Annotated in this window: 29 protein-coding genes and 1 other RNA gene; 26 read left to right on the top strand and 4 right to left on the bottom strand. The window is 41.3% G+C overall.

Going from position 1 to position 26172, the window contains the following annotated elements:
* Nucleotides 1-41 precede the first annotated feature (41 nt).
* From nrdG to LC20001_RS05395, 3 genes are all read left to right on the top strand, one after another.
* Nucleotides 42-623 (top strand): anaerobic ribonucleoside-triphosphate reductase activating protein, encoded by a 582-nt coding sequence (nrdG, locus tag LC20001_RS05385; RefSeq protein ID WP_010009498.1) that lies wholly within the window; start codon nucleotides 42-44, stop codon nucleotides 621-623.
* A 339-nt stretch (nucleotides 624-962) separates the two neighbouring features.
* Complete coding sequence (locus tag LC20001_RS05390) at nucleotides 963-1991, top strand: IS30 family transposase (protein ID WP_164512712.1); 1029 nt, start codon at nucleotides 963-965, stop codon at nucleotides 1989-1991.
* Between the two features lie 120 nt (nucleotides 1992-2111).
* Nucleotides 2112-2411, top strand: a complete 300-nt coding sequence (locus LC20001_RS05395; protein ID WP_145955955.1) for an FtsX-like permease family protein — start codon at nucleotides 2112-2114, stop codon at nucleotides 2409-2411.
* A gap of 280 nt (nucleotides 2412-2691) precedes the next feature.
* Here the strand turns inward: LC20001_RS05395 and LC20001_RS05400 are convergent, their stop codons facing one another.
* The gene (locus tag LC20001_RS05400) at nucleotides 2692-3195 is read right to left on the bottom strand and encodes a monooxygenase (protein ID WP_010009500.1); all 504 of its coding nucleotides are present in this window, start codon (nucleotides 3193-3195) and stop codon (nucleotides 2692-2694) included.
* Nucleotides 3196-3388: 193 nt separating this feature from the next.
* Here LC20001_RS05400 and LC20001_RS05405 point away from each other — a divergent pair, with 193 nt between their 5' ends.
* From LC20001_RS05405 to LC20001_RS05415, 3 genes are all read left to right on the top strand, one after another.
* A complete protein-coding gene (locus tag LC20001_RS05405; RefSeq protein WP_003680740.1) occupies nucleotides 3389-4132 on the top strand; it encodes an MBL fold metallo-hydrolase in 744 nt (247 codons plus the stop codon).
* A 382-nt stretch (nucleotides 4133-4514) separates the two neighbouring features.
* A complete protein-coding gene (gene spxA, locus LC20001_RS05410) occupies nucleotides 4515-4913 on the top strand; it encodes a transcriptional regulator SpxA (RefSeq protein WP_010009501.1) in 399 nt (132 codons plus the stop codon).
* A 208-nt stretch (nucleotides 4914-5121) separates the two neighbouring features.
* Entirely contained in the window at nucleotides 5122-5835 is a 714-nt protein-coding gene (locus tag LC20001_RS05415) for an adaptor protein MecA (RefSeq protein WP_010009502.1), read from the top strand.
* Nucleotides 5836-5927: 92 nt separating this feature from the next.
* Here LC20001_RS05415 and nrdF read toward each other — a convergent pair whose 3' ends face one another.
* The 3 genes from nrdF to nrdH form a co-directional block, all read right to left on the bottom strand.
* Nucleotides 5928-6914: a class 1b ribonucleoside-diphosphate reductase subunit beta gene (gene nrdF, locus LC20001_RS05420; protein WP_003678413.1), complete on the bottom strand. Its 987-nt coding sequence runs from the start codon at nucleotides 6912-6914 to the stop codon at nucleotides 5928-5930.
* Nucleotides 6915-6971: 57 nt separating this feature from the next.
* Complete coding sequence (nrdE, locus tag LC20001_RS05425; protein ID WP_010009504.1) at nucleotides 6972-9143, bottom strand: class 1b ribonucleoside-diphosphate reductase subunit alpha; 2172 nt, start codon at nucleotides 9141-9143, stop codon at nucleotides 6972-6974.
* A gap of 134 nt (nucleotides 9144-9277) precedes the next feature.
* Nucleotides 9278-9505 carry a glutaredoxin-like protein NrdH gene (gene nrdH / locus LC20001_RS05430; RefSeq protein ID WP_010009506.1) on the bottom strand — a complete coding sequence of 76 codons (228 nt, stop codon included), beginning with the start codon at nucleotides 9503-9505 and terminating at the stop codon, nucleotides 9278-9280.
* 274 nt (nucleotides 9506-9779) lie between these two features.
* Here nrdH and LC20001_RS05435 point away from each other — a divergent pair, with 274 nt between their 5' ends.
* The 20 genes from LC20001_RS05435 (at nucleotide 9780) to LC20001_RS05530 (ending at nucleotide 26032) form a co-directional block, all read left to right on the top strand.
* Entirely contained in the window at nucleotides 9780-10388 is a 609-nt protein-coding gene (locus LC20001_RS05435) for a class I SAM-dependent methyltransferase (protein ID WP_010009507.1), read from the top strand.
* Between the two features lie 71 nt (nucleotides 10389-10459).
* Complete coding sequence (locus tag LC20001_RS05440) at nucleotides 10460-10804, top strand: hypothetical protein (protein WP_010009508.1); 345 nt, start codon at nucleotides 10460-10462, stop codon at nucleotides 10802-10804.
* Nucleotides 10805-10869: 65 nt separating this feature from the next.
* Nucleotides 10870-11709 carry an aldo/keto reductase gene (locus LC20001_RS05445; RefSeq protein WP_010009509.1) on the top strand — a complete coding sequence of 280 codons (840 nt, stop codon included), beginning with the start codon at nucleotides 10870-10872 and terminating at the stop codon, nucleotides 11707-11709.
* Nucleotides 11710-11766: 57 nt separating this feature from the next.
* Complete coding sequence (gene tadA / locus LC20001_RS05450; protein ID WP_010009511.1) at nucleotides 11767-12294, top strand: tRNA adenosine(34) deaminase TadA; 528 nt, start codon at nucleotides 11767-11769, stop codon at nucleotides 12292-12294.
* Between the two features lie 41 nt (nucleotides 12295-12335).
* An RNA gene (gene ffs, locus LC20001_RS05455) (signal recognition particle sRNA small type) lies at nucleotides 12336-12422 on the top strand.
* 353 nt (nucleotides 12423-12775) lie between these two features.
* The gene (dnaX, locus tag LC20001_RS05460) at nucleotides 12776-14476 is read left to right on the top strand and encodes a DNA polymerase III subunit gamma/tau (RefSeq protein WP_010009515.1); all 1701 of its coding nucleotides are present in this window, start codon (nucleotides 12776-12778) and stop codon (nucleotides 14474-14476) included.
* Nucleotides 14477-14505: 29 nt separating this feature from the next.
* The gene (locus LC20001_RS05465) at nucleotides 14506-14817 is read left to right on the top strand and encodes a YbaB/EbfC family nucleoid-associated protein (protein ID WP_010009516.1); all 312 of its coding nucleotides are present in this window, start codon (nucleotides 14506-14508) and stop codon (nucleotides 14815-14817) included.
* Nucleotides 14818-15050: 233 nt separating this feature from the next.
* A complete protein-coding gene (recR, locus tag LC20001_RS05470; RefSeq protein ID WP_003678406.1) occupies nucleotides 15051-15647 on the top strand; it encodes a recombination mediator RecR in 597 nt (198 codons plus the stop codon).
* Between the two features lie 168 nt (nucleotides 15648-15815).
* Nucleotides 15816-16085: a YaaL family protein gene (locus tag LC20001_RS05475; RefSeq protein ID WP_010009517.1), complete on the top strand. Its 270-nt coding sequence runs from the start codon at nucleotides 15816-15818 to the stop codon at nucleotides 16083-16085.
* 261 nt (nucleotides 16086-16346) lie between these two features.
* Nucleotides 16347-16988 (top strand): dTMP kinase, encoded by a 642-nt coding sequence (tmk, locus tag LC20001_RS05480; protein ID WP_010009518.1) that lies wholly within the window; start codon nucleotides 16347-16349, stop codon nucleotides 16986-16988.
* Between the two features lie 64 nt (nucleotides 16989-17052).
* Nucleotides 17053-17382 (top strand): cyclic di-AMP receptor DarA, encoded by a 330-nt coding sequence (locus LC20001_RS05485; protein WP_003678402.1) that lies wholly within the window; start codon nucleotides 17053-17055, stop codon nucleotides 17380-17382.
* Nucleotides 17383-17385: 3 nt separating this feature from the next.
* Entirely contained in the window at nucleotides 17386-18366 is a 981-nt protein-coding gene (gene holB, locus LC20001_RS05490; RefSeq protein WP_010009519.1) for a DNA polymerase III subunit delta', read from the top strand.
* A gap of 280 nt (nucleotides 18367-18646) precedes the next feature.
* Nucleotides 18647-19438, top strand: coding sequence for a PSP1 domain-containing protein (locus tag LC20001_RS05495; RefSeq protein ID WP_010009521.1), 792 nt, complete (start codon nucleotides 18647-18649; stop codon nucleotides 19436-19438).
* A 163-nt stretch (nucleotides 19439-19601) separates the two neighbouring features.
* A complete protein-coding gene (locus LC20001_RS05500) occupies nucleotides 19602-19961 on the top strand; it encodes a DNA replication initiation control protein YabA (protein ID WP_003678395.1) in 360 nt (119 codons plus the stop codon).
* Nucleotides 19962-20075: 114 nt separating this feature from the next.
* Nucleotides 20076-20945 carry a 16S rRNA (cytidine(1402)-2'-O)-methyltransferase gene (gene rsmI, locus LC20001_RS05505; RefSeq protein ID WP_056943296.1) on the top strand — a complete coding sequence of 290 codons (870 nt, stop codon included), beginning with the start codon at nucleotides 20076-20078 and terminating at the stop codon, nucleotides 20943-20945.
* Nucleotides 20946-20995: 50 nt separating this feature from the next.
* Nucleotides 20996-21739, top strand: a complete 744-nt coding sequence (locus LC20001_RS05510) for an acyl-[acyl-carrier-protein] thioesterase (protein ID WP_010009522.1) — start codon at nucleotides 20996-20998, stop codon at nucleotides 21737-21739.
* 272 nt (nucleotides 21740-22011) lie between these two features.
* A complete protein-coding gene (locus tag LC20001_RS05515) occupies nucleotides 22012-22725 on the top strand; it encodes a sugar transferase (RefSeq protein ID WP_010009524.1) in 714 nt (237 codons plus the stop codon).
* Between the two features lie 70 nt (nucleotides 22726-22795).
* Nucleotides 22796-23560 carry a DUF4422 domain-containing protein gene (locus LC20001_RS05520; RefSeq protein ID WP_010009525.1) on the top strand — a complete coding sequence of 255 codons (765 nt, stop codon included), beginning with the start codon at nucleotides 22796-22798 and terminating at the stop codon, nucleotides 23558-23560.
* Between the two features lie 182 nt (nucleotides 23561-23742).
* Complete coding sequence (locus LC20001_RS05525) at nucleotides 23743-24771, top strand: IS30 family transposase (protein ID WP_169925064.1); 1029 nt, start codon at nucleotides 23743-23745, stop codon at nucleotides 24769-24771.
* A gap of 97 nt (nucleotides 24772-24868) precedes the next feature.
* Nucleotides 24869-26032, top strand: a complete 1164-nt coding sequence (locus LC20001_RS05530) for a CDP-glycerol glycerophosphotransferase family protein (protein ID WP_235804465.1) — start codon at nucleotides 24869-24871, stop codon at nucleotides 26030-26032.
* The last annotated feature ends 140 nt before the right edge of the window (nucleotides 26033-26172 follow it).

Raw genomic sequence — 26172 nt, forward strand, 5'->3', positions numbered from 1 at the left:
AAGTTTTAGTATCAAAATAATTACAGTGAAGAAGAGGCAGGGTGAGTGAGACGGAGAAATTACCACAGAATCCGCAGCCGCAAGAATGGCAGTCCCAGGAACTAAGTCAGATGCGGATCGCTGATTATAAGCCGTTCAATTTTGTTGATGGCGAAGGTGTTCGTAATAGTCTATACGTTTCTGGCTGTAAGTTTGCTTGTCCTAGTTGCTATAACAAGATCGCCCAAAATTTTAACTACGGGCAACCTTATACACAAGCGTTAGAAGATCGAATTATGGCTGATCTGGCCCAGCCATATGTACAGGGCTTGACGTTGCTTGGTGGTGAACCGTTTCTTAATACGCAGGTTTGTCTAGCTTTGGTTAAACGACTACGCGTTGAATTTGGTCACACCAAGGACGTCTGGTCTTGGACTGGCTATACTTGGGCGGAATTACAACAGGAAACGCCGGATAAGTTAGCGTTGTTGCGCGAACTAGATGTGTTGGTCGATGGTCGCTTTTTACAAGCGCAGAAGGATCTGACATTACAATTTCGTGGTAGCGCTAATCAACGAATTATTGATGTGCAACAGTCACTGAGCCGTGGCGAAGTGACGTTATGGGCTAATTTAATTAAATAATGAACAGGAATAATGCCATGAAATGGGTGCTTTCGCAAGTCTGGTTAAAGACCCGCAGAATACGTTAGATTCCATTTTGATGGCTGTAAATTGGACTTAAAACCATTTTTTGCGTAGAGACAGTTCAAATTCATCATATAAAAAACACTGATGAGAAAGTGAGTTGGTTTTCACTATTTTCATCAGTTTTTTTGTTGATATACGATTCAATTTTAGATCGCGCGTTTTATAATCAAGTTAGCCAATTAGATCCGGCTAATTGAAAAAATAAAAAACACCAAGACAAATCTCTGTTATCATTGATGTTCCAACACAAAAATGAAAGAGGTTATTGTCTTGATGCAAGAACAGAATACCACAGTCCGAGAAAAAGGTCACCACCTAACTTCATTTGAGCGCGGCAGAATCGCCACGCTACACAGCCAAGGATACTCTAACCGCGCAATTGCTAGAGTTATCGGCGTTTGTCATCAAACAATCAGTAATGAACTACGCCGTGGTGAGATCGACCAAGTTAAAAAAGTGAACGGTCAACGGCAATATCACCGCGAGTACTCGCCAGAAGCGGCACAGGCCAAATACGAAGCTAACCGAATGTCCTGTCATCGACCTTTGAAACTCGCTGGTGTCGCTGACTTTATCCACTACTTTACGGCCCATTTGCACCAAGACGGTTGGTCGCCTGATGCCGCGGTGGGCCGTGCTAAACTTGAAGGCTTATATCAACCTGAGGAGATGGTTTCGACCAAGACGTTATACCACTATATCGATGCGCAACTACTTGAAGTCCGTAATCTTGATCTGCTCGAAAAAAACCGGCGCCGCACCAAACACCACCATTCACCCAAGCATAAGCGTCTGGCCGGACGAAGTATCGAAGAGCGACCTAAAAGTATTGATCAGCGCCAAGAGTTCGGTCACTTTGAGTTGGATACCGTAGTCGGTAAACGTAACGGCCAAGAAAGTGTCATTCTAACGCTGATCGAGCGCCAATCTCGCTGTCAGATCCTGCGTTTGATTGATGGCCGTGACGCCGATTCAGTCAACTACGAACTGGCTAAGATCTGCCAAGAATACGGGCACATCATGAAGTCCGTTACCGCTGACAACGGGGCAGAATTCGCAGCGGCGGGGACGGTGCTTGACGGGGTTGCCGACCTCTATTATGCCCACCCTTACCGCTCTTCAGAACGAGGCACAAATGAGGCGCATAATCGAATGATCCGTCGTGATGTGCCTAAGGGCCTGTCCATGGATACTTTAGGCCCTAGTGATATCCAAGCAGTGGAAGCCAAGCTAAACAACTTACCACGCCGGCAGTCAGGTTACCAAACCCCAAAAGAGCTTTTCTCCGCTGCCGCCGGCTAAAGATTGAATCTTTAAAATATGAATATCAATGAAAATACTGTCTTACCGGGATTTATTGCGTGGCTAATTTGTTCTTGCAATTTGGGTTTAATTTTTATCATGGCAACTGGCAGTATTATTATGTTAAAGCAATTAGCGACTGCTGCAGAAAATCGGGAACAGTATATATTGTTGACCAAGTTAGGCGTCAGTCTAAAGGCGATTCGGCGCTCAATTTATGTTCAAACAGGGATGACGTTCTTACTGCCAATTATATTAGGTATGATCAACGCGTACTTTGCGTTACACATTTTAAATGTGTGGCTTAATCAACTTGATTTAACCTTTGCCTACTTGATTGGGCTATTTTATTTGTTGGTTTATAGTATTTACTGCTGGCTCACTGCGCGCATCTATTATCGCTTGATTAGACCAAAATAAAAGGCGTTGTAACATAAATAACTTATGCCCAACGCCTTCTTTGCACTTCCGAACAATATCGTTAAAACGTATGCCATAAGGCAACTTTTTCCGCTTGCCCTGTTTCAACTTGGCGGTTTTCGCCTGAGTTGAATGGACAACGTCCAGAATATTTAAGCTTTTCGGTACGAAAATCAACCACTACGGTGGCGTAGTAGTTACGATCGTCAAATGATCCACTATGTGAATTATTCGCCGCTCTAGGCTAATGCTCAAAAGCTGATCGCCTTATGTCACAAATCTATCGTTGTGCTAAAACGTAATTAGCTTGATGGAATTGTTGGACATAATGACCAGCACCCATATAAGGTTTTATCTGCTTGAAGTCGGTTGAGTTACGCCAATTAAAGTAGTCAGCATCACGTTGCCAAACTGAAAAAATGACGTATTCAATTTTAGCAGCGTCTAAACGCAATAGGAATAAATCATTGAGACCGATAAAGTTTTCGGCTTGCTTGCATAATTGATCAAATTGCGCCAAAAAGACTTTTGCTGCTTCAGTAGTTGCAAAGGTCAAATAGGAAAAGTTGAAAAAACCAGTTAAATCATCAATGCCAGTATGATAGCGTGTGTCGTAACGTAATGGATTATTAAAAAAAGCAGGCTGATCTGAGAGATCTAATAGTTGAAAAGCTTCAGTAGCTTCAGCTGGTTTTAATAATAGCAGTCGCCGCTGGGGTTCCCGGTCTAGGTATTGCGCCAAAACGCTTTGTGAACCAAAAGTTGCAATAATTTTATGAATCATGATTTACACCCCTTAACGTTATTTTCATTCGCCTACACCTATAGCATAACGCAATTTACCAATTATTGGTAATGAGAGCGCTGCGTTTTTTGATATTTAAAATGTTAGCTTATAATAGATGAGATTAGTCAAGCAAAGAACGAAACTGTTATACTGAAGATGGTGAATAATTCTAAGAAAGTGGGTTTTGTGAATGAAATTAACTGTTCTAGGAATGTATGGTGGCTATCCGTATCAAGACGTTGGCACTAGTGCTTATTTGGTTCAAACTGCTAAGTTTAATTTGTTGCTGGATTGCGGTAGTGGGGCACTTTTAAGCTTACAACATTACTTAGATCCTTTACAATTGGATGCTGTCCTATTGTCGCATTATCATCATGACCACATGGCTGATATTGGTGTTTTGCAGTATTATTGGCAACTTCACGAAGGACCGAAGAAGGAAGCACGTTTACCGATTTATGGACATACAGCAGATCCTTTACATTTTGCTTCACTAACGATGCAAGGAATTACTGATGGTGTTGCCTATCAGCCACAGCGTAGAACAAGTTTAGGACCATTTGATATCACCTTTTTACCAACTGTTCATCCGGTACCAGCCTATGCAGTCCGAATTGTGGAACGAGCAACAGGTAAGGTCTTAGTTTATACAGCTGACACTGCTTATTTTGATCAATTACCACAGTTTGCACGCCACGCGGATTTATTGATCACTGATACTAATTTTCTGAAAAGTAAAACAGGGACGATCATGCATATGACGTCAACACAATCAGGATTGTTAGCTAAGGATGCGGCGGTCAAGCAAGTGCTGATCAGTCATTTACCCCAGGACACTGATCTAAATCAATTGCGCCAAGAAACAGCAACGGCGGCTGGACCACAAATTCCGGTGATTTTAGCGCAGAAAGATTTACAAATTGAAATTCAATGAAATATAGTTAAATTTTTAAAAAAAATAATAACTAAAATAGTTTCTGCTATTAGAAATGATGGTGCAACTAAATTAATAAAATTTGTGTATCTTGCAAATGTGATTTATATGAAACTAATCACATGATCTATCCTTTATATAAAGCGATTCACGGAGGATTCAGCTATTTTAAATTAGGCTTGTTAACTTAAAATAGCATGAAAATTAATGAAGTAATGGTAATTATGTACTAATAATCTTAAGTTTCTAATCTTAAGTTTCGTGTCATAAAATACTAAAAAAATTTAAATTACTATAGACTAAAATGTCTAAAACGGTTACAATGGGTTTATAAGTTATTGACACTCACGAGTATTTATTGACGCGGAAAGGATGATTGAATATGGTAATACTTTATACTTCACCAAGCTGTACCTCCTGCCGTAAGGCTCGTGCGTGGTTGAAAGAACACGATATCCCATTTGTTGAGCGTAACATTTTTGCTGAACCACTAACTGTTCCTGAAATTAAACAGATTTTACGGATGACGGAAAGTGGCACTGAGGAAATTATCTCGACACGTTCAAAAACATTCCAAGATCTGCATATTGACCTGGATAGTCTTTCGTTACGTAGCCTGTTTGCTCTGATTCAGCAACATCCTGGCCTAGTCAGACGACCAATCGTCCTCGACGAAAAACGTCTGCAAGTAGGATTTAATGAAGATGAGATTCGTCGTTTCTTGCCACGCCGAGTTCGGGCATTGGAATTACGTTTAATTAAAATGCGGGCAGGCGTCTAACGCTTAAATATCAATAAATTATATTTGACTTTACTTATTGAATCCGAAAGGGACTTACTTACTGAGATTATTCCAGTAAATAGGTCTCTTTTTGCCGACTTACAATGGATTTATAAAAAATAGAGTGCCTTGCTTTACAATCAGCTTAATTCAGGTACAATGTACTTGTAGAGATGTACCTGAATTAGAAAAGCGGGGTGCAACAGTCATGGAAATGGAACGGATTAACGATAATACGATTCGCGTTTTACTGGAAAATGATGATTTATCCGAGCGGGGCATCACGGTGCTTGATTTGCTCGGTAACCATAAACAAATTGAAAATTTCTTCTATTCGATCCTTGAAGAAGTGGATACGGATCACCAATTTCAATCAAATGATGCAGTGACTTTTCAAGTACTGCCGAACAAGAATGGTTTAGAATTATTTATTAGTAAAAATGCACCAACCAGTGGTTTGGATAGCGAGGACTTTACCGATGATGTTGATGGGACCGACGAAGTTTCTGACTTTATCAAGCAACAGTTATTGAGTAGTGATGATAAAGGCAGTCAGCGTAAAACCACATTGAAGGCAGCGGACACTGAAGACGATGATGATTTTAGCACTTACTTGAATGATCCCGATACACCAACTAGGGAAGTCGTCCTCCAATTAAATGAGTTCGAAGATGTGATTCAGTTAGCAAAGATTTTACGCTTAGATGGAGCGGTTTCTAATCTGTTTAGATATAAGGATGCCTTCTTTCTACATCTGATTTTCTTCGTCAATGAAACTTCTGAGGAATCGATCAAGGACGAGCTAGCGATTGCAATGGAATACGCGAACCGGACTAATGTAACGCCGGATGTTTTATCTGAATATGGTAAGAAATTGATGGAAAAGTCAGCACTTGAATTATTGCGTTACTATTTTAAATAACCACAACTAATCGGCGATGATCGTTTATCGGCGGTTTTTTGTTTGCGGTAAAATAAAAATCCATGTCAACTGCGACATGGATTTTTGCGTATCTATTTTGCTTTCGGTTCTTTTGGTGCGCCAATGTTATAATCGCTGTCGTGCATCGCTTCAACTTCACCTAAGCGATAGCCATTGCCGACTTGGGAGAAGAAATCATGATTTGCGGTAGAAGTGGAGATACCATTCATGACGATTGGATTCACATCGCTTTCGGTATCCGGGAATAAAGCATTTTGGCCTAAGTTCATCAGCGCTTTATTGGCATTGTAACGGACAAAAGTCAATACTTCCTCAGTCCAACCGACTTGATCATAGAGCAGATGGGTATATTTTTCTTCATTAGCGTATAGCTTATATAAAAAGTCGAACAACCAATCTTGTAGTTCTTGCTGCTGATTTTGACCTAGTTGATTGAATCCTAATTGAAATTTGTAACCAATATAAGTACCATGAACGGATTCGTCCCGGAGAATCAATTTAATAATCTCAGCGACGTTAGCGAGTTTGTTATTGCCCAAATAATAAAGTGGTGTGTAGAAACCAGAATAAAATAGACAAGTTTCTAAGAACACGTTGGCGATTTTTTTCTTTAAGGGATCGGTTTCGTCGTGATAGATTTGGTTGATCCATTGTGCTTTGTTTTGCAGGTATTCTTCGTTGTCACTCCACTGAAAGATTTCGGTGATCTCAGTGTCAGTATTTAAGGTTGAGAAAATCGTTGAATAACTTTTAGCATGGACTGATTCCATAAACTGAATGTTATTCAAAACGGCAGTTTCGTGCGGGGTACGCACATCTTTGCGTAAAGCCGCTAAACCATCTTGAGACTGGAGCGTGTCCAATAAAGTTAAGCCACCAAAAACGTGGCCAACCAACCATTGATGAGCGTCATCTAAGGTGCGCCAGTCGTCTAAATCATTGGAAACGGGGATTCTGGTATCCAACCAAAATTGTTCAGTCAGTTTTTCCCATGTGGCTTTATCAATTGCGTCTGAAACGGCATTCCAGTTGACCGCCGCGTAGTTATTTGTTGTCATTTATTGTCTTCCTTTCGCCAATGCACTTTTCTATTGAATGTATCAATATCGGTAATGCTAGATTACGCAACTTTCACAGGCGTTTGAGCCGATCTCATCTTCGTCATCGGTGTATGTGCGGATATAGTAAATTGACTTGATACCCTTGTTATAAGCATAATTACGCAAAATATTGAGATCACGCGTAGTCATTTTATCAGTTTCACCATTTTTCCATTCGTACAAGCCAGTTGGAATCGTCGAGCGCATAAATAAGGTCATGCTCATTCCTTGGTCAACGTGTTGTTGGGCAGTGGCGTAAATGTCGATCACGTGGCGCATATCCATGTCATAGGCCGAGGTGTAATAAGGCATCGTATCATTGGACAAATAAGGTGCCGGATAATAAATGGTGCCGATCTTCTTTTCTTGACGGTCTTCGATCCGATTAACGATCGGCTGTAAACTAGCCGAAGTATCATTAATGTAAGAGATCGAACCATTTGGGGCAACGGCTAAACGATTTTGGTGGTAAAGACCGTCGCGCATAACGTCCGCTTTTAGCGCTTGCCAGTCGGCTTGCGTTGGGATGAAAATATCTTTGAATAGTGTCTTGACCTTAGCTGTTTCCGGTTGCCAAGTTTGGTTGACGTATTGATCAAAGTAACTGCCATCAGCGTATTGACTCTTTTCAAAGTTAACAAAAGTTTCCTTACGTTCGCGGGCAATCTCATTGGAAGCTTTCAGTGACCAGTAGTTAAGCAGCATAAAGTAAATATTAGTAAAATCTAAACTAGCTTGGTCGCCATACATCATATGTTCCTTTGCAAAATAGCTGTGTAAGCCCATTGCACCAAGGCCAATCGTATGTGCTTGGCGGTTACCGTTTTGTACTGAAGGGACCACGTCGATGTTTGAATTATCAGTTACAAAAGTTAAAGCACGAACCATCGTTTTAACAGAATGGCCAAAATCTGGTGAATGCATTAAGTTAGGGATGTTAGTTGAACCTAAGTTACAGCTAATATCTGTTCCTAGTTCATCATAGCCTTGTTCATTGTTGACGATCGATGGTCGCTGTACTTGTAAAACTTCAGAACACAGATTACTCATGATGATTTTGCCGTCAATTGGGTTGGCCCGATTGGCAATATCGACGTTGATAATATAAGGGTAGCCAGATTCTTGTTGTAACTTACTGATTTCGTTTTCTAAATCACGGGCCTTGATTTTCTTGTGATGAATTGCTGGGTTAGCGACCATATTATCGTATTCCGCAGTAATATCAACATAAGAGAATGGGGTGCCATAAACACGTTCAACATCGTAAGGACTAAATAAGTACATATCGGCATTTTGTCGGGCTAATTCGTAAAACTTATCAGGGACGATCACACCTAAGGACAACGTTTTTAAACGATATTTTTCGTCAGCATTTTCTTTCTTGGCCCCTAAAAAGGCAATGATATCGGGATGGAAGACGTTTAGATAAACGACCCCAGCACCTTGGCGCTGACCTAGTTGGTTGGAGTAACTGAAGGAGTCCTCCAATAATTTCATAACCGGTAGGACGCCAGACGCTGCACCTTCGACATGTTTGATTGGGTCACCAGCGCCACGTAAATTAGAGAGTGTGATGCCGACACCGCCACCGATACGTGATAATTGCAAAGCGGAATTGATCGTGCGGCCAATTGAGTTCATATCGTCAGTCGTTTGCAGCAAGAAGCAGGAAACTAGTTCGCCACGACGCGCCCGACCAGCGTTCAAAAAGCTAGGGGTTGCTGGCTGATATCGTTGGTGGATCATTTCACTCGCAATATCGCGGGCGATTTGCTCATCGCCATCGGCAAAATAGAGTGCATTGAATAGAACGCGATCAGCGAAATTTTCCAAATAGTAGGCATTATCGTCAGTTTTTAATGCGTATTGAGCATAAAATTTATAAGCAGCCATAAATGATTTAAACTGAAAATTAGCTGCGGCTAATTCATCGTGCAGTGCTTCCATAAAAGTTAGCGAATATTTACTAATAAAGTCGCTTTCCAAATAATTATGTTCTAGCAGGTAATCTAAGCGTGCTTTAAAACTGGGAAATGTTTTTGTGTTGGGTTTAACATTTTCCGCTAAGAAGGCTTGTAACGCTTCTTGATCCTTATTCAGAGGAATTTGACCATCAACGGGAATATTGATCTGATTGTTTAGCGCGTAATAAGACACATTTTGACTATCGATCGTTTTTAAAGACAAGATGATTCCTACTTTCTATAGGGGTGTTGGGGGAAACTATTTGACCAAAAATAAAAAGCACAAGATCAAAGACAACTCAACAGATTTAGCTGAGTGTGCTGGATCATGTGCTAGCAAGAACGGAGAGTGATGACCTAAACTGCTAATTGGCGCAGTTGATCAGGCCGGAAGCCAAAGAAACTAACATTAGGTGCTTCAACCACTGGCGTTGCTTGATAACCCTTTTCCTTTAGATAATCAACATATTCAGGTTCTTGATCAATATTGTGTTCGGTAAAGGGAATATTGTGTTCCTTCAGGAAACGTTCAGTCATGCGGCATTGAACACAGCCATTTTTGGTGTACACAGTTAGTTTATTCATTACGCTCAATCCTTATCTATATTAGTTAAATTATATTTTTGTTTGTGTTATCAGTATAAAGGCTCACTAACAAAAAATCAATAAAAAAACACCATATTTTGTGTTTGTAATATTATCTAAACACAAAATATGGTGTGTGATTGTTTGCCGCTATTTTTCTGTTAAAATAAGTTTAACATAGAATTTTATATACGGGAAAACTTTTGTTGTGCAGTTGGCGCTGTAAATTGATGAAAACAGATCGTAGCGCCACTATACAGGAAGGAAATTAATTTTGGCAAATTATTATTATTCAAAAAATCCAGACGTGGTTCATGATCAGCAAGAATGGAACTTTACCTTGCGGGGACAAGCAATGACTTTTGTAACTGATAACGGTGTTTTTTCTAAGCGAACCGTTGATTTTGGTACGCGAACATTACTGGATACGTTTAGCTTCGCTGATTTACCGGCGGGACCGTTGTTAGATGTCGGTGCTGGTTATGGGCCGATCGGTTTGACGTTAGCGAAAGAACAGCCACAACGACAGGTGGATCTGGTGGACGTCAATGAATTAGCATTGAGTTTAGCACGCGAAAATGCCACACGCAATCAAATCACTAACGTCAAAATTTTCTCATCAGATCAGTATGCAGCTGTTACTGGACAGTACGCGGCCATTTTAACTAATCCGCCAATTCGAGCCGGCAAATCAGTAGTACATGGTATTTTAAGTGGTGCGCATGCACATTTAGTCCCCAACGGTGTTCTAACCGTGGTGATCCAGAAAAAGCAGGGTGCGCCATCAGCACAGCAGAAAATGGAAGAAGTGTTTGGTAACGTTGCAGTGTTGGCTAAAAACAAAGGTTACTTTATTTTGCAAAGTCGACGGCTAGCTAATTAATACGGTTACATGTGATTTTGTGTTAGACTATAGCCATAGCAAGTATCTGATTATTACGAGGAGGCTCACCCATGAAAACAGGACAAAAACTTTTGCTTGGAATTGGTGTTACAGCTGCTGTAGCTGCGGCTGGCGCGTATTTAGCGGCGGATGCATTATTGGATAAATTGCAGAGTTATAAGAATCGTAATCGGGTCAAATCGTACGTCAAAGATAATTTAAATGGCAATCAGCATGTGTTAGATTTTGTTGATCGTTTAAATGATGATGATATTGATCATTTACTGCAAATGGCAGATAAGCTCGGCGATGTACGTGATCGGGTGAGTGATTACTCTGAACGGTTCCAAGATAAGGCCAGTGATTGGCGTGAACTTCTAAGTGATTATATGAAGAAAAAACAAAGTGATGAATAGGCGATCTGCCTATTTATTATTGAAATAACTGTAATATTTATTATGACAATATGAGGTGAGATTAAATGCAGCAAGTTAAATTTGATCAGGTACAGCTACCAGCATTGGGCATGGGTACTTGGCATATGGGGGATCAAGCGGCAAAAAGGGATGCTGAAATCAAGGCATTACGCTATGGTTTAGATCATGGCTTGCGTGTCATTGATACAGCGGAAATGTATGGTTCTGGCCGTTCGGAATCATTAGTTGGTACGGCTATTCAACCTTATTCACGGCAAGATTTTTTTATTATTTCCAAATTCTATCCTCAAAATGCCACTAAACAGCGAATGCAGCAAAGTCTAACGGCTAGTTTACAGCGTCTTGGGACTGATTATTTAGACTTATACTTACTTCATTGGCGCGGCCGTGTGCCGTTGGCAGAAACAGTTGCTGGTTTGGAAGATTTAAAGCGAGCGGGAAAAATTCGTCATTGGGGAGTTTCTAATTTTGATCAAGCTGATTTATTAGAGTTGCAGCAGATCAATGCCGGCCAAAACTTAGCGGCTAATGAAGATCTGTATAACTTAGGTGCGCGTGGGGTTGAATTTGATGTTTTACCCTGGCAACAACAACGACAAATTCCGTTCATCGCTTATTCACCGGTTGCACAAGGGGATAAGCGTTTCAATAATGATGCAGTTGTCCAAGCGGTTGCAGCGGCACATAATTTAAGTGCACAACAAGTTTTGCTGGCTTGGACTTTACGGCAACCTAATCTGTTGGCGATTCCGCAAACCAGTAATTGGCAGCATATGCAGGCTAATATTGCGGCTGCAGATATTATTTTGACAACGGCTGAATTAACCGCGCTTGATCGTGAGTTTCCGGCGCCAACACGCAAGCAGCCTTTAGAAATTATTTAGTTTTTCGTTGAGTGAATTATGCTAGACTAAATAGATAGTAGAGCGAGAGGTGAGCTGATGGTTCAATTCACAGCAGCAGAAAAAGAACAATATATGCGTGAAGCATTATTTGAGGCACAATCAGCGGCCCAAATTGGTGAGGTTCCGATCGGTGCAGTGGTTGTGCGTCAGGGTGAGATTATTGGTCGCGGACATAATATTCGTGAGCATACCCAAGACGCAACGACCCATGCTGAAATTCTGGCGATCCAAGAAGCTTGTTTAAATTTAAAAAGTTGGCGTTTAGAGGATGCAGCGCTTTTTGTTACATTGGAGCCATGTCCGATGTGCAGTGGCGCAATTATTAATTCGCGGATCGCAGCGGTTTACTATGGAGCTACTGATCCTAAGGCGGGGACGGCCGGTACTTTTATGAATTTATTGACGGATACGCGCTTTAATCATCAAGCAACTGTGGAATCAGGTGTATTAGCCGATCAGGCCCAAGCACAATTACGAAAATTTTTCCGTGGCATTCGTGCGCAGCGAAAAGCGGCCAAACAAGCAACTCGAGAAAAATTAGCAAAAGATGACGTAAAGGACTAGCTTTTTTGAGCCAGGTCTAATATAATAAGTATTGCCGCAAGGCCTTAAGGCAATGGTGTGCTTACGAATCGTGTCAGGTTCGGAAGAAAGCAGCACTAAGTAGGATACGTCATGTGCCTTTTGTTTATTTGAATTGAGACAGCTCTTAGTTGACCATAGACTAAGAGCTTTTATTTTGAGCTTTATGGTTATTGATCGTTAAATGGGTGCTGGATTTGGCGATTTGATCAATGAACCATTTTAATTGGGAAAACGTGCAAAAAAGGCAGATTATTGTGTATAGCTACGCTAGCCAAACGAGTCACTTCATGTCTCTTATTGCCTGGCTAGTACTTCATAATCTGAGCGCTTTTTTGACACTCTAGGGCCATGATTCTTGCGGTACGGTTTTTTGCCACAAGAATGGTTATCGTCCGTAACATCGAAGTTTATTAGCGTATTTGGCTAATAAACTACCTTAATTGTGAAGTAGAAAGGAAGCATGGGGTTGGCTTATCAAGCATTATACCGAGTTTGGCGGCCGCAACGGTTTGCTGACATTGTGGGACAAGAAACGATCACGCAGACATTGCGTAATGCATTAGAGGCGCATCAAACTAGCCATGCTTATCTTTTTACTGGTCCGCGAGGGACCGGTAAAACATCGGCGGCGAAAATTTTTGCCAAGGCAATCAATTGCCCGAATTTGAAAGATGGCGAACCCTGCAATGAATGTCCGACTTGCCAGGCGATCACCGCTGGTACCTTAAATGATGTGATCGAGATCGATGCGGCATCGAACAATGGGGTCGACGAAATTCGTGATATTCGTGATAAAGCAAAGTATGCGCCGACTAGTGCACCGTTCAAAGTGTATATTATTGACGAAGTGCACATGCTATCAACTGGCGCCTTCAATGCTTTACTGAAAACATTAGAGGAACCACCGAGTCATGTCGTTTTCATTTTGGCAACAACAGAACCGCATAAGGTCCCATTGACGATTATTTCGCGGACGCAGCGGTTTGATTTCCAACGGATCTCGGCACAGGCAATTTACAATCGTATGAGTTATATTTTGCAAGAAAAGGGGATCACCTTTGAAGAACCAGCGTTAAAAACAATTGCCAAAGCGGCAGAAGGCGGGATGCGGGACGCGTTAAGTGTGCTGGATCAGGTATTGTCATTTAGTGATAATCACGTGACCTTGGACAATGCGTTGCAAGTGACTGGTAGTGCGGCACAGCAGTTGCTGGCTGATTATATGCAGGCAGTTCAAAGTCACGATACGCCGCAAGCATTGGAATTGCTGCAACAAGTTTTGGCCGCTGGCAAAGATGCGGGACGCTTCATTGAAGATTTGATCGAATATAGTCGTGATCTATTGCTTTACCAGCAGGCGCCAGCAATGGTGGAGAAAATCGAATTAGGTAGTATCGATGATCAGTTTAAGCAGTTAAGTCAGGCTTTTGCTGCTGATGAATTATATCGGGTAATCGATGTGCTGAATGATAGTCAGCAGCAATTGCGCTTTACTAATCATCCCGATATTTATTTGGAAGTGGCGTCAGTCAAATTATGTCAGACGCCGACGATTCCGGTGGCTGCGGCTGCAACTCCAGAAACAACCGCCGAACTCAGTCAACTGCAGCAAGAGTTAAAAACTTTGCATCAGCAGTTGGCTACTTTACAAACTAATGGCGCTGCAACGTCACAACCGGCGGTACCAGTGCAGACACCACCACGGCGGGCTAGTAAGCAACATACCAATGTAGCAGCAATTTATCCAATTTTGGATCATGCCACTAAGGATAGCTTGCAACAATTGAAGTCAGTTTGGGCCGAGCTATTGCAAATGCTGACGGTACAACATCGGGCGTTAATGCACGCTTCGAAACCGGTGGCGGCAAGTCACGATGGTGTCGTTGTTTCCTTTGATAGTGACTTTTTACTTGATCGGGCTAATAGCAATCAGGCTATGGTTGATTCGTTGGAAAATGGATTGGATCGTTTGGTCGGTTATACGCCAAAGATCATTTTTGTGCCCCAGGATGAATGGCCGCAAGTACGTAAGTCCTATATTCAACAACATCAGCGCGCCAAACAACCGACAGAACAAACGGCTGAAACGAAAGTAGCACCGGTGGTTAGTCAAGCGGAAGCACTATTTGGTAGTGAAAATATTGAAATTAAGAATGATTAAAATTTTATCTCTTGAAAGGATGATCAACTATGATGCGTGGCGGAAATATGCAAGGTATGATGAAGCAAATGAAAAAATTACAAAAAGAAATGGCTCAGGCACAGGAAGAGTTAAATGCGCAAGAATTTAAAGGTGCTGCTAGCGATGACGCAGTTGTGGTGACTTTTAACGGCGAAAAGAAAATGCAAGATATCCAGATCAAAGCCGAAGCTATCGATCCGGAAGATCCTGACATGTTACAAGATTTGATTATTATGGCAGTTAACAATGCATTGACCAAGGTTGATCAAGAAACTGAACAAAAAATGGGTAAATACACCCGCGGTTTACCAGGAATGTAGCTTTTAGATATATTTTAAGGTACGGCTAGTTAAGTTTATGAAGATGTGTTTATTAGTATAAACGTGGTCGAAAAAGTACTGTCGCTCATTGGTGGCAACTCGCTATAGCAAGTATTAGATTTAGCACTTGTTCGTTAAATAGAGCTTACTTCTCGTTGACTACTCCACAGCAGAGGTAGCTATACCGCATAATTTGAGTGCTTTTTCAATCCACTCTAGGAAGGAACGTTGCAATGCAATATCCTGAACCAATTGCAAAATTGATCGAAAGTTATATGAAATTGCCTGGAATTGGCAGTAAAACGGCTACTCGGTTAGCTTTTTATACGATCGACATGCAACAAGATGATGTCACTGACTTTGCCAAAGCATTGATCGCTGCACAACGAGATTTGCATTACTGCAGTATTTGCGGCAATATTACAGAAGAGGATCCTTGTTTGATCTGCACCGATAAAAGTCGTGATCAGAGTACTGTTTTAGTTGTCGAAGGGCCTAAAGATATTATGACGATGGAACGGATGCATGAATATCATGGCTTATATCATGTGTTGCACGGTGTTTTATCACCAATCGAAGGTAAAGGACCTGAAGATATCAATATTGCTAGTTTGCTGAAGCGGCTGCAAAATGATACGATCAAAGAAGTGATCGTTGCTACTAACGCAACGCCTGAAGGAGAAGCCACGGCAACTTATTTATCACGACTGATCAAACCAGCTGGGATTAAAGTGACTCGTTTAGCTCATGGCTTGTCAGTGGGTAGTGACATTGAGTATGCGGATGAAATGACCTTACTGAAAGCAGTTGAAGGTCGGCAGGAAATGTAAACAACATTATTGCACAGTCTGTTTTTAATGGGTAATAATGGATAAGTAATTTTGTGGAAACGTACTACAAAAGGTAGATTATTCAACATAACTACGCTTATTAGTAAGCTAGGTTATGTTCCATAATCTGAGTACCTTTTTTAGCACTCTCTGGAAAGAGGTATTTAGATGTTTAAGCGTAAGCAGGATCAACGTTCTAAGCTGCAGAAAAGTTATGATGAAAAATTGCTCAGCGCGATTTATGAAGCGATGAGTGATTGGAATCGGGCTAAAGAAACAGTCATTTCAATTGACGATGCGGACGAAGAATTGATTTCACAAACGCAATTAGCACGGGCTAAATACTTATTTCTGTACCATGAAGCTCGTATTCGCGGTACGAAAGGTGATCGTTTGATGCCTGGAGCGGCGCGTAGTGAGCATGATTTCTTAGAATAAACGGTGATTAGAAAGTCGTGGCGAAATTTATTTTTCGTTGCGACTTTTTTTGCGATATTTTCGGTCGAAAGACGTTAATTAAGGGAAATTCCGATTAGACAGCAACGAAGACTTACAGTAGAATAAAAGTAGTTCAATCAGACGATAGTAAACGTTGATCTATTCAGAAAAGTGCTAGTTCCGGATAACGGATAAAGCATTAAAGTAGCGCAAAAATAACGTTAAGCGACAATAAGTATATATAGAAATAGAGGAATTAATGTGGCGGGTTTATTGATTACATTTGAAGGTCCTGATGGCGCTGGCAAAACCAGTGCTTTGACTGAGTTGGTGCCGCGTTTGCAGCAAATTGTGCGACGACCGATTGTGGTGACACGTGAGCCAGGGGGCAATCCGATTTCAGAGGCGATTCGCCAGATTATTCTTGATCCTAAAAATACGGCGATGGACAAGCGGACTGAAGCGTTACTATACGCAGCAGCGCGACGCCAGCATATTGTTGAAAAAATTCGTCCAGCCTTGGCAGCCGATAAAATGGTTCTTTGCGATCGTTTTGTGGACAGCTCATTAGCTTATCAAGGCGCTGGCCGTGATATTGGCGTGACGGCGGTGGGTAAGATGAATGAGTTTGCCACTGAACAGTTGGCACCAGATCTAACCTTATATTTGGATGTTCCTTCAGAATTAGGGTTACAGCGGATCGCGGCACATCGACAATCGCAAAATGATCGTTTGGATCAAGAAGCTTTATCGTTTCATCAAAAGGTCCGTGGCGAGTATTTAGCATTAGCCAAACAATATCCGCAGCGCATCAAGACAATCGATGCAACGCAGTCATTAGAGCAAGTTATTGTTGCGTGCCAGACCGTAATCACAACAACCTATCAGGACTGGTTTAATTAGTTGTACTGCGGTTAGCAGTCGATTTAACCAAGTCAGATCGTGTCATATAGGAGGAGTTTTAAATATGAAAATGATTTTTGCCATTGTGCAAGATAAAGATAGCAATCGCTTGAGCGCGGAGTTCGTTGACGCTAATATTCAAGCCACTAAGTTATCGACGACTGGTGGTTTTTTGAAAGCTGGCAATACAACCTTTATCATTGGGATCGCCGATGAGCGGGTGGATGAGGTATTGAAGATTATCAAAGAGACGTCGCACACACGCGAACAATTTATGACACCACCAGTTAGCTTGGATAACACGGTTGGTGGCGAAAGTACTTATCCAGTCGAGGTCCAGGTCGGTGGTGCGACTGTTTTTGTTTTGCCAGTCGAACAGTTTCATCGTTTCTAAGCGATGACATTGACGATTGAAACGCTGCAACCGCGCTTAGTAGCACTATTTCAAAGTGTGATTGCGCGTCAGCAGTTAAGCCAAGGCTACTTATTTAGTGGTGACACAGGAACTGGTAAAAGTGAGCTGGCTACATGGGTTGCATTGCGGTTATTTTGTACTCATGTGGTGGATGGTATGCCAGACGGTACTTGTAGTGAGTGTCAGCGAATTCTTAGTGGCAATCATCCCGATGTTGTCAAAGTGGCGCCAGAAGGACAGAGTCTAAAAATTGAGCAAATTCGCTTTTTGAAACAAGAATTGACCAAAAGCGGTATGGAGACTAACCAACGCGTATTTATCATTCAAGATGCCGATAAAATGACGGTCAGCGCTGCCAATGGCTTATTGAAGTTTCTTGAGGAACCTGCACCACAAACTTACTTGATTTTGACGACAACAGTTAAAAATCAGATTTTACCAACGATTATTTCACGCTTACAGATTATTGAATTTAATCGTTTACCACGGCCGCAATTAATTGCGCAACTAACGGCTGCAGGTATCAATACGGTTGACGCGGCGTTATTGGCACGACTGACTAACAGCTTGCCTACAGCTCAGGAATGGCTAGCCAGCGATTGGTTTGAGCCGCTACGGCAGAAAGTCTGGCAGTGGTTTGGCCACGTGCAAGAAAATAATCCGTTAGCATTTGTTGATGTACAAGCTAATTTGGTGCCTGTAGCTAAGGAACGAGCAATTCAAAATGAAGTGCTGGCCCTGATTTTATTATTATTACAGGATGTGCTGGCATTACATTTTGGCCGCGATACTGAGTTGAGTTTTCCTGGGCAAAGGACGCAATTATCAAAATGGGCTGAGAATGTTACTAATCAACAATTATTAACGCAAATGGAAGCTGCGTTGGCGGCACAAAAGTACTTAACTGCTAATGTTAGCTTTCAAAATACATTGGAGCATTTAACCTTGCAACTATTAAAATAGTAATATTTGATTATGCAGTTTATTCGTTAACCAGCTTAATTGTGAAGTAGAGCCATGTTTCTTGCGGCACGCTTTTCGCCACAAGAATGGCCATCGTCCGTAACATCAAAATTTATTAGCGTACTTGGCTAGTAAATGTCCTTAATTGTGAAGTAGAGCCATGTTTCTTGCGGCACGCTTTTCGCCACAAGAATGGCCATCGTCCGTAACATCAAAATTTATTAGCGCACTTGGCTAATAAATATCCTTAATTGTGAAGTAGAAAGGTAGGGGTGCGTGTATGGAAGTTATGGAAATTCGGTTTCAAAAGGCAGGCCAGTCGCATTGGGCGGTCAATCAGTTGCAGGTGCAAGCTGGCAGCCAGATCGTGGTTAAGTTCAACCATTGTCAAGATCTGGCACAAGTGGTGCGCGCACAAGAGCTAACGACGGATGAAGTTGCTTTAGATGAGATCGTGGTTGAGCGAACTGCTGTGGAAGCTGATTTGACGCACGCGGTCAGCAATCAGGCGGACGCACAGGCTGCCTTACACCAAGCGAGACAAATGGTGCGGCAACACCATTTACGAATGAAATTGACCATCGCACGCTATACATTGGATCGACATAAGTTGATTTTCTATTTCACAGCTGATGGTCGCGTGGACTTCCGTGAATTGGTCCGTGATTTAGCTAGTGTGTTCAAAACACGAATCGAGTTGCGTCAAATTGGTGTTCGTGATGAGGCAAAGTTGTTGGGCGGTATCGGGCCGTGCGGTCGTCAATTATGCTGTTCCACCTTTTTGGGTGAATTTGTGCCAGTATCGATCAAAATGGCCAAAAATCAAAATTTATCGTTGAATCCAACTAAAATATCTGGGCTTTGCGGTCGCTTGATGTGCTGTCTACAATTTGAAGATGACATGTATGAAGAAGCAAAAGCGGCGCTACCTGATTATGGAGAACGCGTACAAACCGTTGATGGACCTGGTAAAGTTGTTGGCATGAACTTATTATCGCACGTACTACGTGTACGTTTAGACGGCCATGAAGTGCCGGTAGACTACGATTTAGAAGAAATCAAGCAGCATTAATAATATATTGCTAAGCAACTATTCTAATTAAGTGAGATAGAGCCCTGTTTCTTGCGGCACGAATTTTGCCACAAGAATGGTCATCGCCACGAACATCAAAAGTTTATTAGCGTACTTGGCTAAGCAACTAGCACTAATTAAGTGAGATAGAGGTGAACAAAAAGTGGAGAAACGGGAGCTGTACGATAGTTTCGTACAACTAGAGGCCGATATGAAGCGTATGCTGGCCCGTATTGATGAAATGCAGACAGATATGACACAGATCTTAGAGCGCAATGCAGAACTGGAAATCGAAAACCAACATTTACGCGAACATTTGCAGGAAATTCAGTCTGAGGAAGTTGAGCACCAACAAGCAACAAAGCAACACGAGCAAACGCCACAATTGTCGAAATCGCGTGCTAACTTGGAAAAATTGTATGAAGAAGGGTTCCATGTTTGCTACCTAATGTATGGTTCACGGCGCATCGATGACGAGCCGTGTGCTTTTTGCTTGGACGTTATCTATGGTGAACGCCATTGATTTTTAGCTGAGCTTGAGACTCAGCTTTTTTATATAATAGTAGTTTTACTAATTTTTAGTGAAATAAATAATTTGACTTTTATTATCTTAATATTGTGGGATAGGAGCGATTGCATGCAGGAACAACGCAGTTTTGCTGCTCAGACATCAGGTACGTTATTTTTAGTACCAACGCCGATCGGGAATTTAGACGATATAACCATGCGCAGCATTAAAGTGTTGCAGCAAGTGGATTTGATTGCGGCAGAAGATACCCGTAATACGCAGCGATTACTTAATCATTTTGACATCACCACCAAACAGATCAGTTTTCATGAACATAATACGCAAGAACGAATTCCACGTTTGCTGGCACATCTGCAAAGTGGGCTGTCCTTAGCACAAGTTAGTGATGCTGGAATGCCGTCAATCAGTGATCCGGGGAAAGAATTGGTAGCAGCTGCGATTGAACAGGCGATTCCAGTAGTCCCACTACCGGGAGCTAATGCCGGTTTGACCGCTTTGGTTGCCTCAGGTTTGGCCCCACAACCGTTTTATTTTTACGGTTTTTTGCAACGTAAATCACAACAGCAATTAACTGAATTAGCACTGCTGAAAAATCATACTGAAACGATGATTTTTTACGAGGCACCACATCGTTTACTGAAAACTTTGACTAGCTTAGCCACAAGTTTTGGAGAACAGCGCCAGGTTGTTTTAGCCCGTGAAGTGACTAAGAAATATGAAAGTTTCTTGCGTGGAACCCTGGCTGAAGCGCTGGCTTGGTTCACCGAGCATGAGCCGCGTGGCGAATTTGTTATCTTAGTTGCTGGTAATCCACAACCAGCTGAAGCCGAAGATGATGCATATGCTGATTTAGATTTGCATGATTATGTCGCGCAACTAGTCAGTGAAGGCAGTGATCCTAAGCATGCCATCAAAGTGGTTGCTAAACAGCGGGATGTGGCCAAACAAACGGTTTACAAAGCGTACCATCAGTTTTAAATTTTTAACCGGTTAGCAGCTATGCTAGAATGAAATAGGGGGAAATTAACGTGGCGGCAATCTACACAGAACCACATCAAGTCACTTATTACGAAGGTGATACCAAAAATCAAATGACACTGGCAATGTTACTCAATGTTGCAATTCTAGTTTCCGAGCGCCAGAATGATCAATTAGGTTTAACCAATGAAGTCGTTCATGGCTACAATGTCGGTTGGGTCGTGACTCAATATCAGATTGAAATTGAGCGGATGCCACAGGTTGACGAGACGGTGATATTTGGGACGACAGCAACTGGCTATAATAAATATTTTTGCTATCGTGATTATTGGGTTGAGGATGCTGCCGGTAAACGATTAGTGACGATTCACAGTTCATGGGTCTTGATGAGTTACGAAACCCGTAGTATGGTGTCCGTAATTCCAGCGTTAGTACAACCCTATGCTGCACCTGAAATAAAGGGTATTAAACACTTTCCCCGAGTTCACCACGTGGACACAGCGAATGCCGAACAACAAGAATATCGTGTCCGGTATTACGACATTGATGCTAACCATCATGTCAATAACGTGCATTATTTTGACTGGATGTTCGATCATTTAGGGATGGCTTATCTAAGTAATCATGATTTAGTTCGTGTTAATATTCGGTATGAACATGAACTAACGGCTGGAGATATTGCTAGTAGCCATTATCAATTAGACGGGCTAACCAGCCAACACTTGATCAATAATACCGCTGGTAAATGTGCTGAAGCGGAAGTTGTTTGGCAAGAACATGAACAACTTAATTAGAAAATTAAGGACGCTCTAAAGTTTTCTAAGTTTTCTGTAACCTACTATGATTTATATTGCTCAGGTTTGCTGACACTGCTATACTGGGACAAGTATCTTGCTGGATTTACGGGTAAACTTGTTTTTGAACCGGGAATTCAGTATACTTACATTTGTTGTTTACACGAGGAGTTGTTGGAACAACCTACTTTGTAAATTTGAAGCAACACACCCTGTGCGTCTGCTTACGGCCTTACCTTAGTAATGAGTCGGTTTTAGGAGGATAATTATTGATGGAGAAAAAGGAAAGCGTAGGGGCTAATTGGCAACAATCACGGCTACTCACGTCTAACCAAATTAAATACCTTGAAAATATGCAAACACGTTCGAAAACTTATTTAGCGATCAAGCGGACCTGCGATATTATCGTTTCCGGATTGGCTTTAGTTGTACTCGTGCCAACTGTCTTTCTCGTCATGGCGATTATTTACCGATTTGGCGAGAATAAAGGACCGATGATTTATAAACAGCGACGAATCGGTAAAAACGGTAAGCCGTTTAAAATCTGGAAATTCCGCTCAATGGTTGTCAATGCCGACAAAAAATTAAAAGCAAATCCTGAATTGTATCGTAAATACATTGCTAACAGCTATAAGTTACCTGCAGAAGAAGACCCACGAATCACCAAGTTTGGTCGCTTTATTCGTAAAACATCGATCGATGAACTACCACAATTTATCAACATCTTCAAAGGTGATATGGCGCTAGTTGGGCCACGTCCAGTCGTTGAACCTGAGTTGAAAGAATATGGCGATCAAGTTGATAAATTGTTATCAATGACACCAGGGGCAATGGGCTGGTGGCAAGCCAGTGGCCGCAGTAACATTGAGTACCCTGAACGTTGTGAGGTTGAGCTATATTATATTGATCATGCGAGTTTGTGGTTTGATTTGAAGATTATTTTTATGAATATTGCTAGTATATTCAAACATACAGGCGCCTATTAATCTAAAACATGAAATGTGCTGGTGAATTTGATCAGCACTTTTTTTTTGAAATAAAATGATGGAGATACATATGAATATTAAAATATTGGTGGCAGCACATAAAAACTATGTTATGCCGCAAGATCAAAATTTATACTTACCTATTTTTGTCGGTAAAGACCTACACCCGGATGTTAATCATACTTTTCAAGGGGACAATACTGGCGATAATATTTCGGTTAAAAATGCTCATTACAATGAGTTGACGGCCATTTATTGGGCGTGGCGTAATTTGGATGCCGATGCGATTGGTTTGGTGCATTATCGGCGCTATCTCAGTTTGCATAAGCAAAAAGATTTGACTAGTGTGCTTGATCAAGCACAGGCAGAATCATTATTGCAAGATCATGATATTATCTTACCTAAAAAGCGCAATTACTATATTGAATCCAATTATTCACATTACGTTCATGCTCATCATGCGGAACCATTGGATTTGACCCGTAAAATTATTGAACAGGATTATTCGATGTATCTAAACGCTTTTGATGAAGTCATGCAGCGTAAATCGGCGCATATGTTCAATATGTTTATTATGAAGCAACAACCATTTGACGAATATTGCCAGTGGCTATTTGACATTTTAGCTAAAGTTGAGCAAAATTTGGATATTAGTGATTACAACCAGTATGAAGCGCGAGTCTATGGTTTTATCAGTGAGCGGCTGCTGGATGTATGGTTGGCAGTGAATGAGCAGTACCGGACAACTGAAGTTAATTTTGTTTATATGGAAAAGCAAAATTGGTTGGTTAAAGGTGGTAACTTTTTGAAGCGAATGGTTAAACCGAATTATTAGAATAAAGAAAGATATCAGTATATTTTGCAGTTTGATCGTTAATCTGGAAAGGAAAAATAATCGCGCGTTTTATAATCAAGTTAGCCAATTAGATCCAGCTAATTGAAAAAATAAAAAACACCAAGACAAATCTCTGTTATCATTGATGTTCCAACACAAAAATGAAAGAGGTTATTGTCTTGATGCAAGAACAGAATACCACAGTCCGAGAAAAAGGTCACCACCTAACTTCATTTGAGCGCGGCAGAATCGCCACGCTACACAGCCAAGGATACTCTAACCGCGCAATTGCTAGAGTTATCGGCGTTTGTCATCAAACAATCAGTAATGAACTACGCCGTGGTGAGATCGACCAAGTTAAAAAAGTGAACGGTCAACGGCAATATCACCGCGAATACTCGCCAGAAGCGGCACAGGCCAAATACGAAGCTAACCGAATGTCCTGTCATCGACCTTTGAAACTCGCTGGTGTCGCTGACTTTATCAACTACTTTACGGCCCATTTGCACCAAGACGGTTGGTCGCCTGATGCCGCGGTGGGCCGCGCTAAACTTGAAGGCTTATATCAACCTGAGGAGATGGTTTCGACCAAGACGTTATACCACTATATCGATGCGCAACTACTTGAAGTCCGTAATCTTGATCTGCTCGAAAAAAACCGGCGCCGCACCAAACACCACCATTCACCCAAGCATAAGCGTCTGGCCGGACGAAGTATCGAAGAGCGACCTAAAAGTATTGATCAGCGCCAAGAGTTCGGTCACTTTGAGTTGGATACCGTAGTCGGTAAACGTAACGGCCAAGAAAGTGTCATTCTAACGCTGATCGAGCGCCAATCTCGCTGTCAGATCCTGCGTTTGATTGATGGCCGTGACGCCGATTCAGTCAACTACGAACTGGCTAAGATCTGCCAAGAATACGGGCACATCATGAAGTCCGTTACCGCTGACAACGGGGCAGAATTCGCAGCGGCGGGGACGGTGCTTGACGGGGTTGCCGACCTTTATTATGCCCACCCTTACCGCTCTTCAGAACGAGGCACAAATGAGGCGCATAATCGAATGATCCGTCGTGATGTGCCTAAGGGCCTGTCCATGGATACTTTAGGCCCTAGTGATATCCAAGCAGTGGAAGCCAAGCTAAACAACTTACCACGCCGGCAGTCAGGTTACCAAACCCCAAAAGAGCTTTTCTCCGCTGCCGCTGGCTAAAGATTGAATCTTTAAAATATGAATATCAATGAAAATACTGTCTTGCCGGGATTTATTGCGTGGCTAATTTGTTCTTGCAATTTGGGAAGGAAAAATAATGAGCCGTTTAAAGAATTTTATTAAGCATAGTGACTTGATTGGAAATATCTATTTTCAGATTATGCGTTGTATTTTAGCTTTATTATCGCATGTGGTATCTGTCCGCTCTAAGCAAATTTTATTAACTAGTTATTCAGGGCGTCAATATAGTGATAGCCCCAAAGCAATTTATTTAATGTTAAAAGCAGATCCTGAATTTAAGGATTATACTTTTCTATGGGGGTTTCAAAGGCCAGGAGAGTTTCCAGAAATCCCTGAGAATGAAAAATTATCGATTGACAGTTTTCGGTATTTCATTAAATTACTTCAATCAAGATATTGGATTTCTAATACTTCGATCGAACGTTTAATTCCTTTTAAAAATGCTGAGCACATTTATATAAATAGTTGGCATGGGATTCCTTTGAAACATCTTGGACCTGATGAAGCTCACTTAGAATTTCTACCACGGAATTGGTATCGTAAAGTTAGTTTTGATCTTTTACTTTCTTCTGGTCAATATGATCATGATATTTTTAAACATATTTTTCCAAATACAAAACAAATTAAAATCACTGGATTACCGCGCAACTATGAGCTTGTGACAACATCTGATCATGAAAAGGAAGCAATTAAACAGAGAGTTGTGCAACAGTTAGGCCTTGATCCAAATAAAAAGAGTATATTATATGCGCCTACCTTTAGGGAGTATCAGCAAGTAGCTGGTCATAACGATTTTAAAGTGCCGTTTGATGATGATTTTTTTCGGCGAATGAATGAGAAGTATAATTTTATTTTTCGGGGACATTATTTTGTTGAACGAACCGAGAATAGTGATCATATATTTGATGCATCTAAGTATCCAGATTTAAATGAGTTGTTTATTTCTACGGATCTTTTGATTACCGACTATTCTAGTTTAGTGTTTGATGCTGCATTACTGGAAAAACCAATTATATTGTATTTGTACGATTTAGAAGAGTATCGCAAATTGCGCGGATTTTACCGTGATCCTGAGGAACTTAATTTACCTAAGTCCTATTCGCAACAAGAGTTAGAACAACAAATTGGAGTAAGCCTAAGTAATACTTATGAGTTGTCTATTGAACACGAGTTTAACCACGAGTATAATCAGCGGCTGGATTTAGACTATAAGGCGATTAAGTCGTTATTAAAAAAGTAAAAATATTAGAGATCATTTTTAAACTCTAGTTTATTTTACGGCCTCAACCTTAAAACTTTAAATTAGATCTATGCTAATAAATTTTAAGATTTTTCTTGTCGTGTTTCAGTAATTGTAAGGTGTTTTATATTGAAGGAGAT

The sequence above is a fragment of the Loigolactobacillus coryniformis subsp. coryniformis KCTC 3167 = DSM 20001 genome (assembly GCF_002706425.1).
Taxonomy (GTDB): Bacteria; Bacillota; Bacilli; order Lactobacillales; family Lactobacillaceae; genus Loigolactobacillus; species Loigolactobacillus coryniformis.

Bases quoted from the DNA above. Each gene is read 5' to 3' on its own strand.
- LC20001_RS05390 (WP_164512712.1), top strand. From the start codon at position 963: ATGCAAGAACAGAATACCACAGTCCGAGAAAAAGGTCACCACCTAACT.
- LC20001_RS05395 (WP_145955955.1), top strand. From the start codon at position 2,112: ATGTTAAAGCAATTAGCGACTGCTGCAGAAAATCGGGAACAGTATATA.
- LC20001_RS05400 (WP_010009500.1), bottom strand. From the start codon at position 3,195: ATGATTCATAAAATTATTGCAACTTTTGGTTCACAAAGCGTTTTGGCG.
- LC20001_RS05405 (WP_003680740.1), top strand. From the start codon at position 3,389: ATGAAATTAACTGTTCTAGGAATGTATGGTGGCTATCCGTATCAAGAC.
- spxA (WP_010009501.1), top strand. From the start codon at position 4,515: ATGGTAATACTTTATACTTCACCAAGCTGTACCTCCTGCCGTAAGGCT.
- LC20001_RS05415 (WP_010009502.1), top strand. From the start codon at position 5,122: ATGGAAATGGAACGGATTAACGATAATACGATTCGCGTTTTACTGGAA.
- nrdF (WP_003678413.1), bottom strand. From the start codon at position 6,914: ATGACAACAAATAACTACGCGGCGGTCAACTGGAATGCCGTTTCAGAC.
- nrdH (WP_010009506.1), bottom strand. From the start codon at position 9,505: ATGAATAAACTAACTGTGTACACCAAAAATGGCTGTGTTCAATGCCGC.
- LC20001_RS05440 (WP_010009508.1), top strand. From the start codon at position 10,460: ATGAAAACAGGACAAAAACTTTTGCTTGGAATTGGTGTTACAGCTGCT.
- LC20001_RS05445 (WP_010009509.1), top strand. From the start codon at position 10,870: ATGCAGCAAGTTAAATTTGATCAGGTACAGCTACCAGCATTGGGCATG.
- tadA (WP_010009511.1), top strand. From the start codon at position 11,767: ATGGTTCAATTCACAGCAGCAGAAAAAGAACAATATATGCGTGAAGCA.
- dnaX (WP_010009515.1), top strand. From the start codon at position 12,776: ATGGGGTTGGCTTATCAAGCATTATACCGAGTTTGGCGGCCGCAACGG.
- LC20001_RS05465 (WP_010009516.1), top strand. From the start codon at position 14,506: ATGATGCGTGGCGGAAATATGCAAGGTATGATGAAGCAAATGAAAAAA.
- recR (WP_003678406.1), top strand. From the start codon at position 15,051: ATGCAATATCCTGAACCAATTGCAAAATTGATCGAAAGTTATATGAAA.
- LC20001_RS05475 (WP_010009517.1), top strand. From the start codon at position 15,816: ATGTTTAAGCGTAAGCAGGATCAACGTTCTAAGCTGCAGAAAAGTTAT.
- LC20001_RS05485 (WP_003678402.1), top strand. From the start codon at position 17,053: ATGAAAATGATTTTTGCCATTGTGCAAGATAAAGATAGCAATCGCTTG.
- holB (WP_010009519.1), top strand. From the start codon at position 17,386: ATGACATTGACGATTGAAACGCTGCAACCGCGCTTAGTAGCACTATTT.
- LC20001_RS05495 (WP_010009521.1), top strand. From the start codon at position 18,647: ATGGAAGTTATGGAAATTCGGTTTCAAAAGGCAGGCCAGTCGCATTGG.
- rsmI (WP_056943296.1), top strand. From the start codon at position 20,076: ATGCAGGAACAACGCAGTTTTGCTGCTCAGACATCAGGTACGTTATTT.
- LC20001_RS05515 (WP_010009524.1), top strand. From the start codon at position 22,012: ATGGAGAAAAAGGAAAGCGTAGGGGCTAATTGGCAACAATCACGGCTA.
- LC20001_RS05520 (WP_010009525.1), top strand. From the start codon at position 22,796: ATGAATATTAAAATATTGGTGGCAGCACATAAAAACTATGTTATGCCG.
- LC20001_RS05525 (WP_169925064.1), top strand. From the start codon at position 23,743: ATGCAAGAACAGAATACCACAGTCCGAGAAAAAGGTCACCACCTAACT.
- LC20001_RS05530 (WP_235804465.1), top strand. From the start codon at position 24,869: ATGAGCCGTTTAAAGAATTTTATTAAGCATAGTGACTTGATTGGAAAT.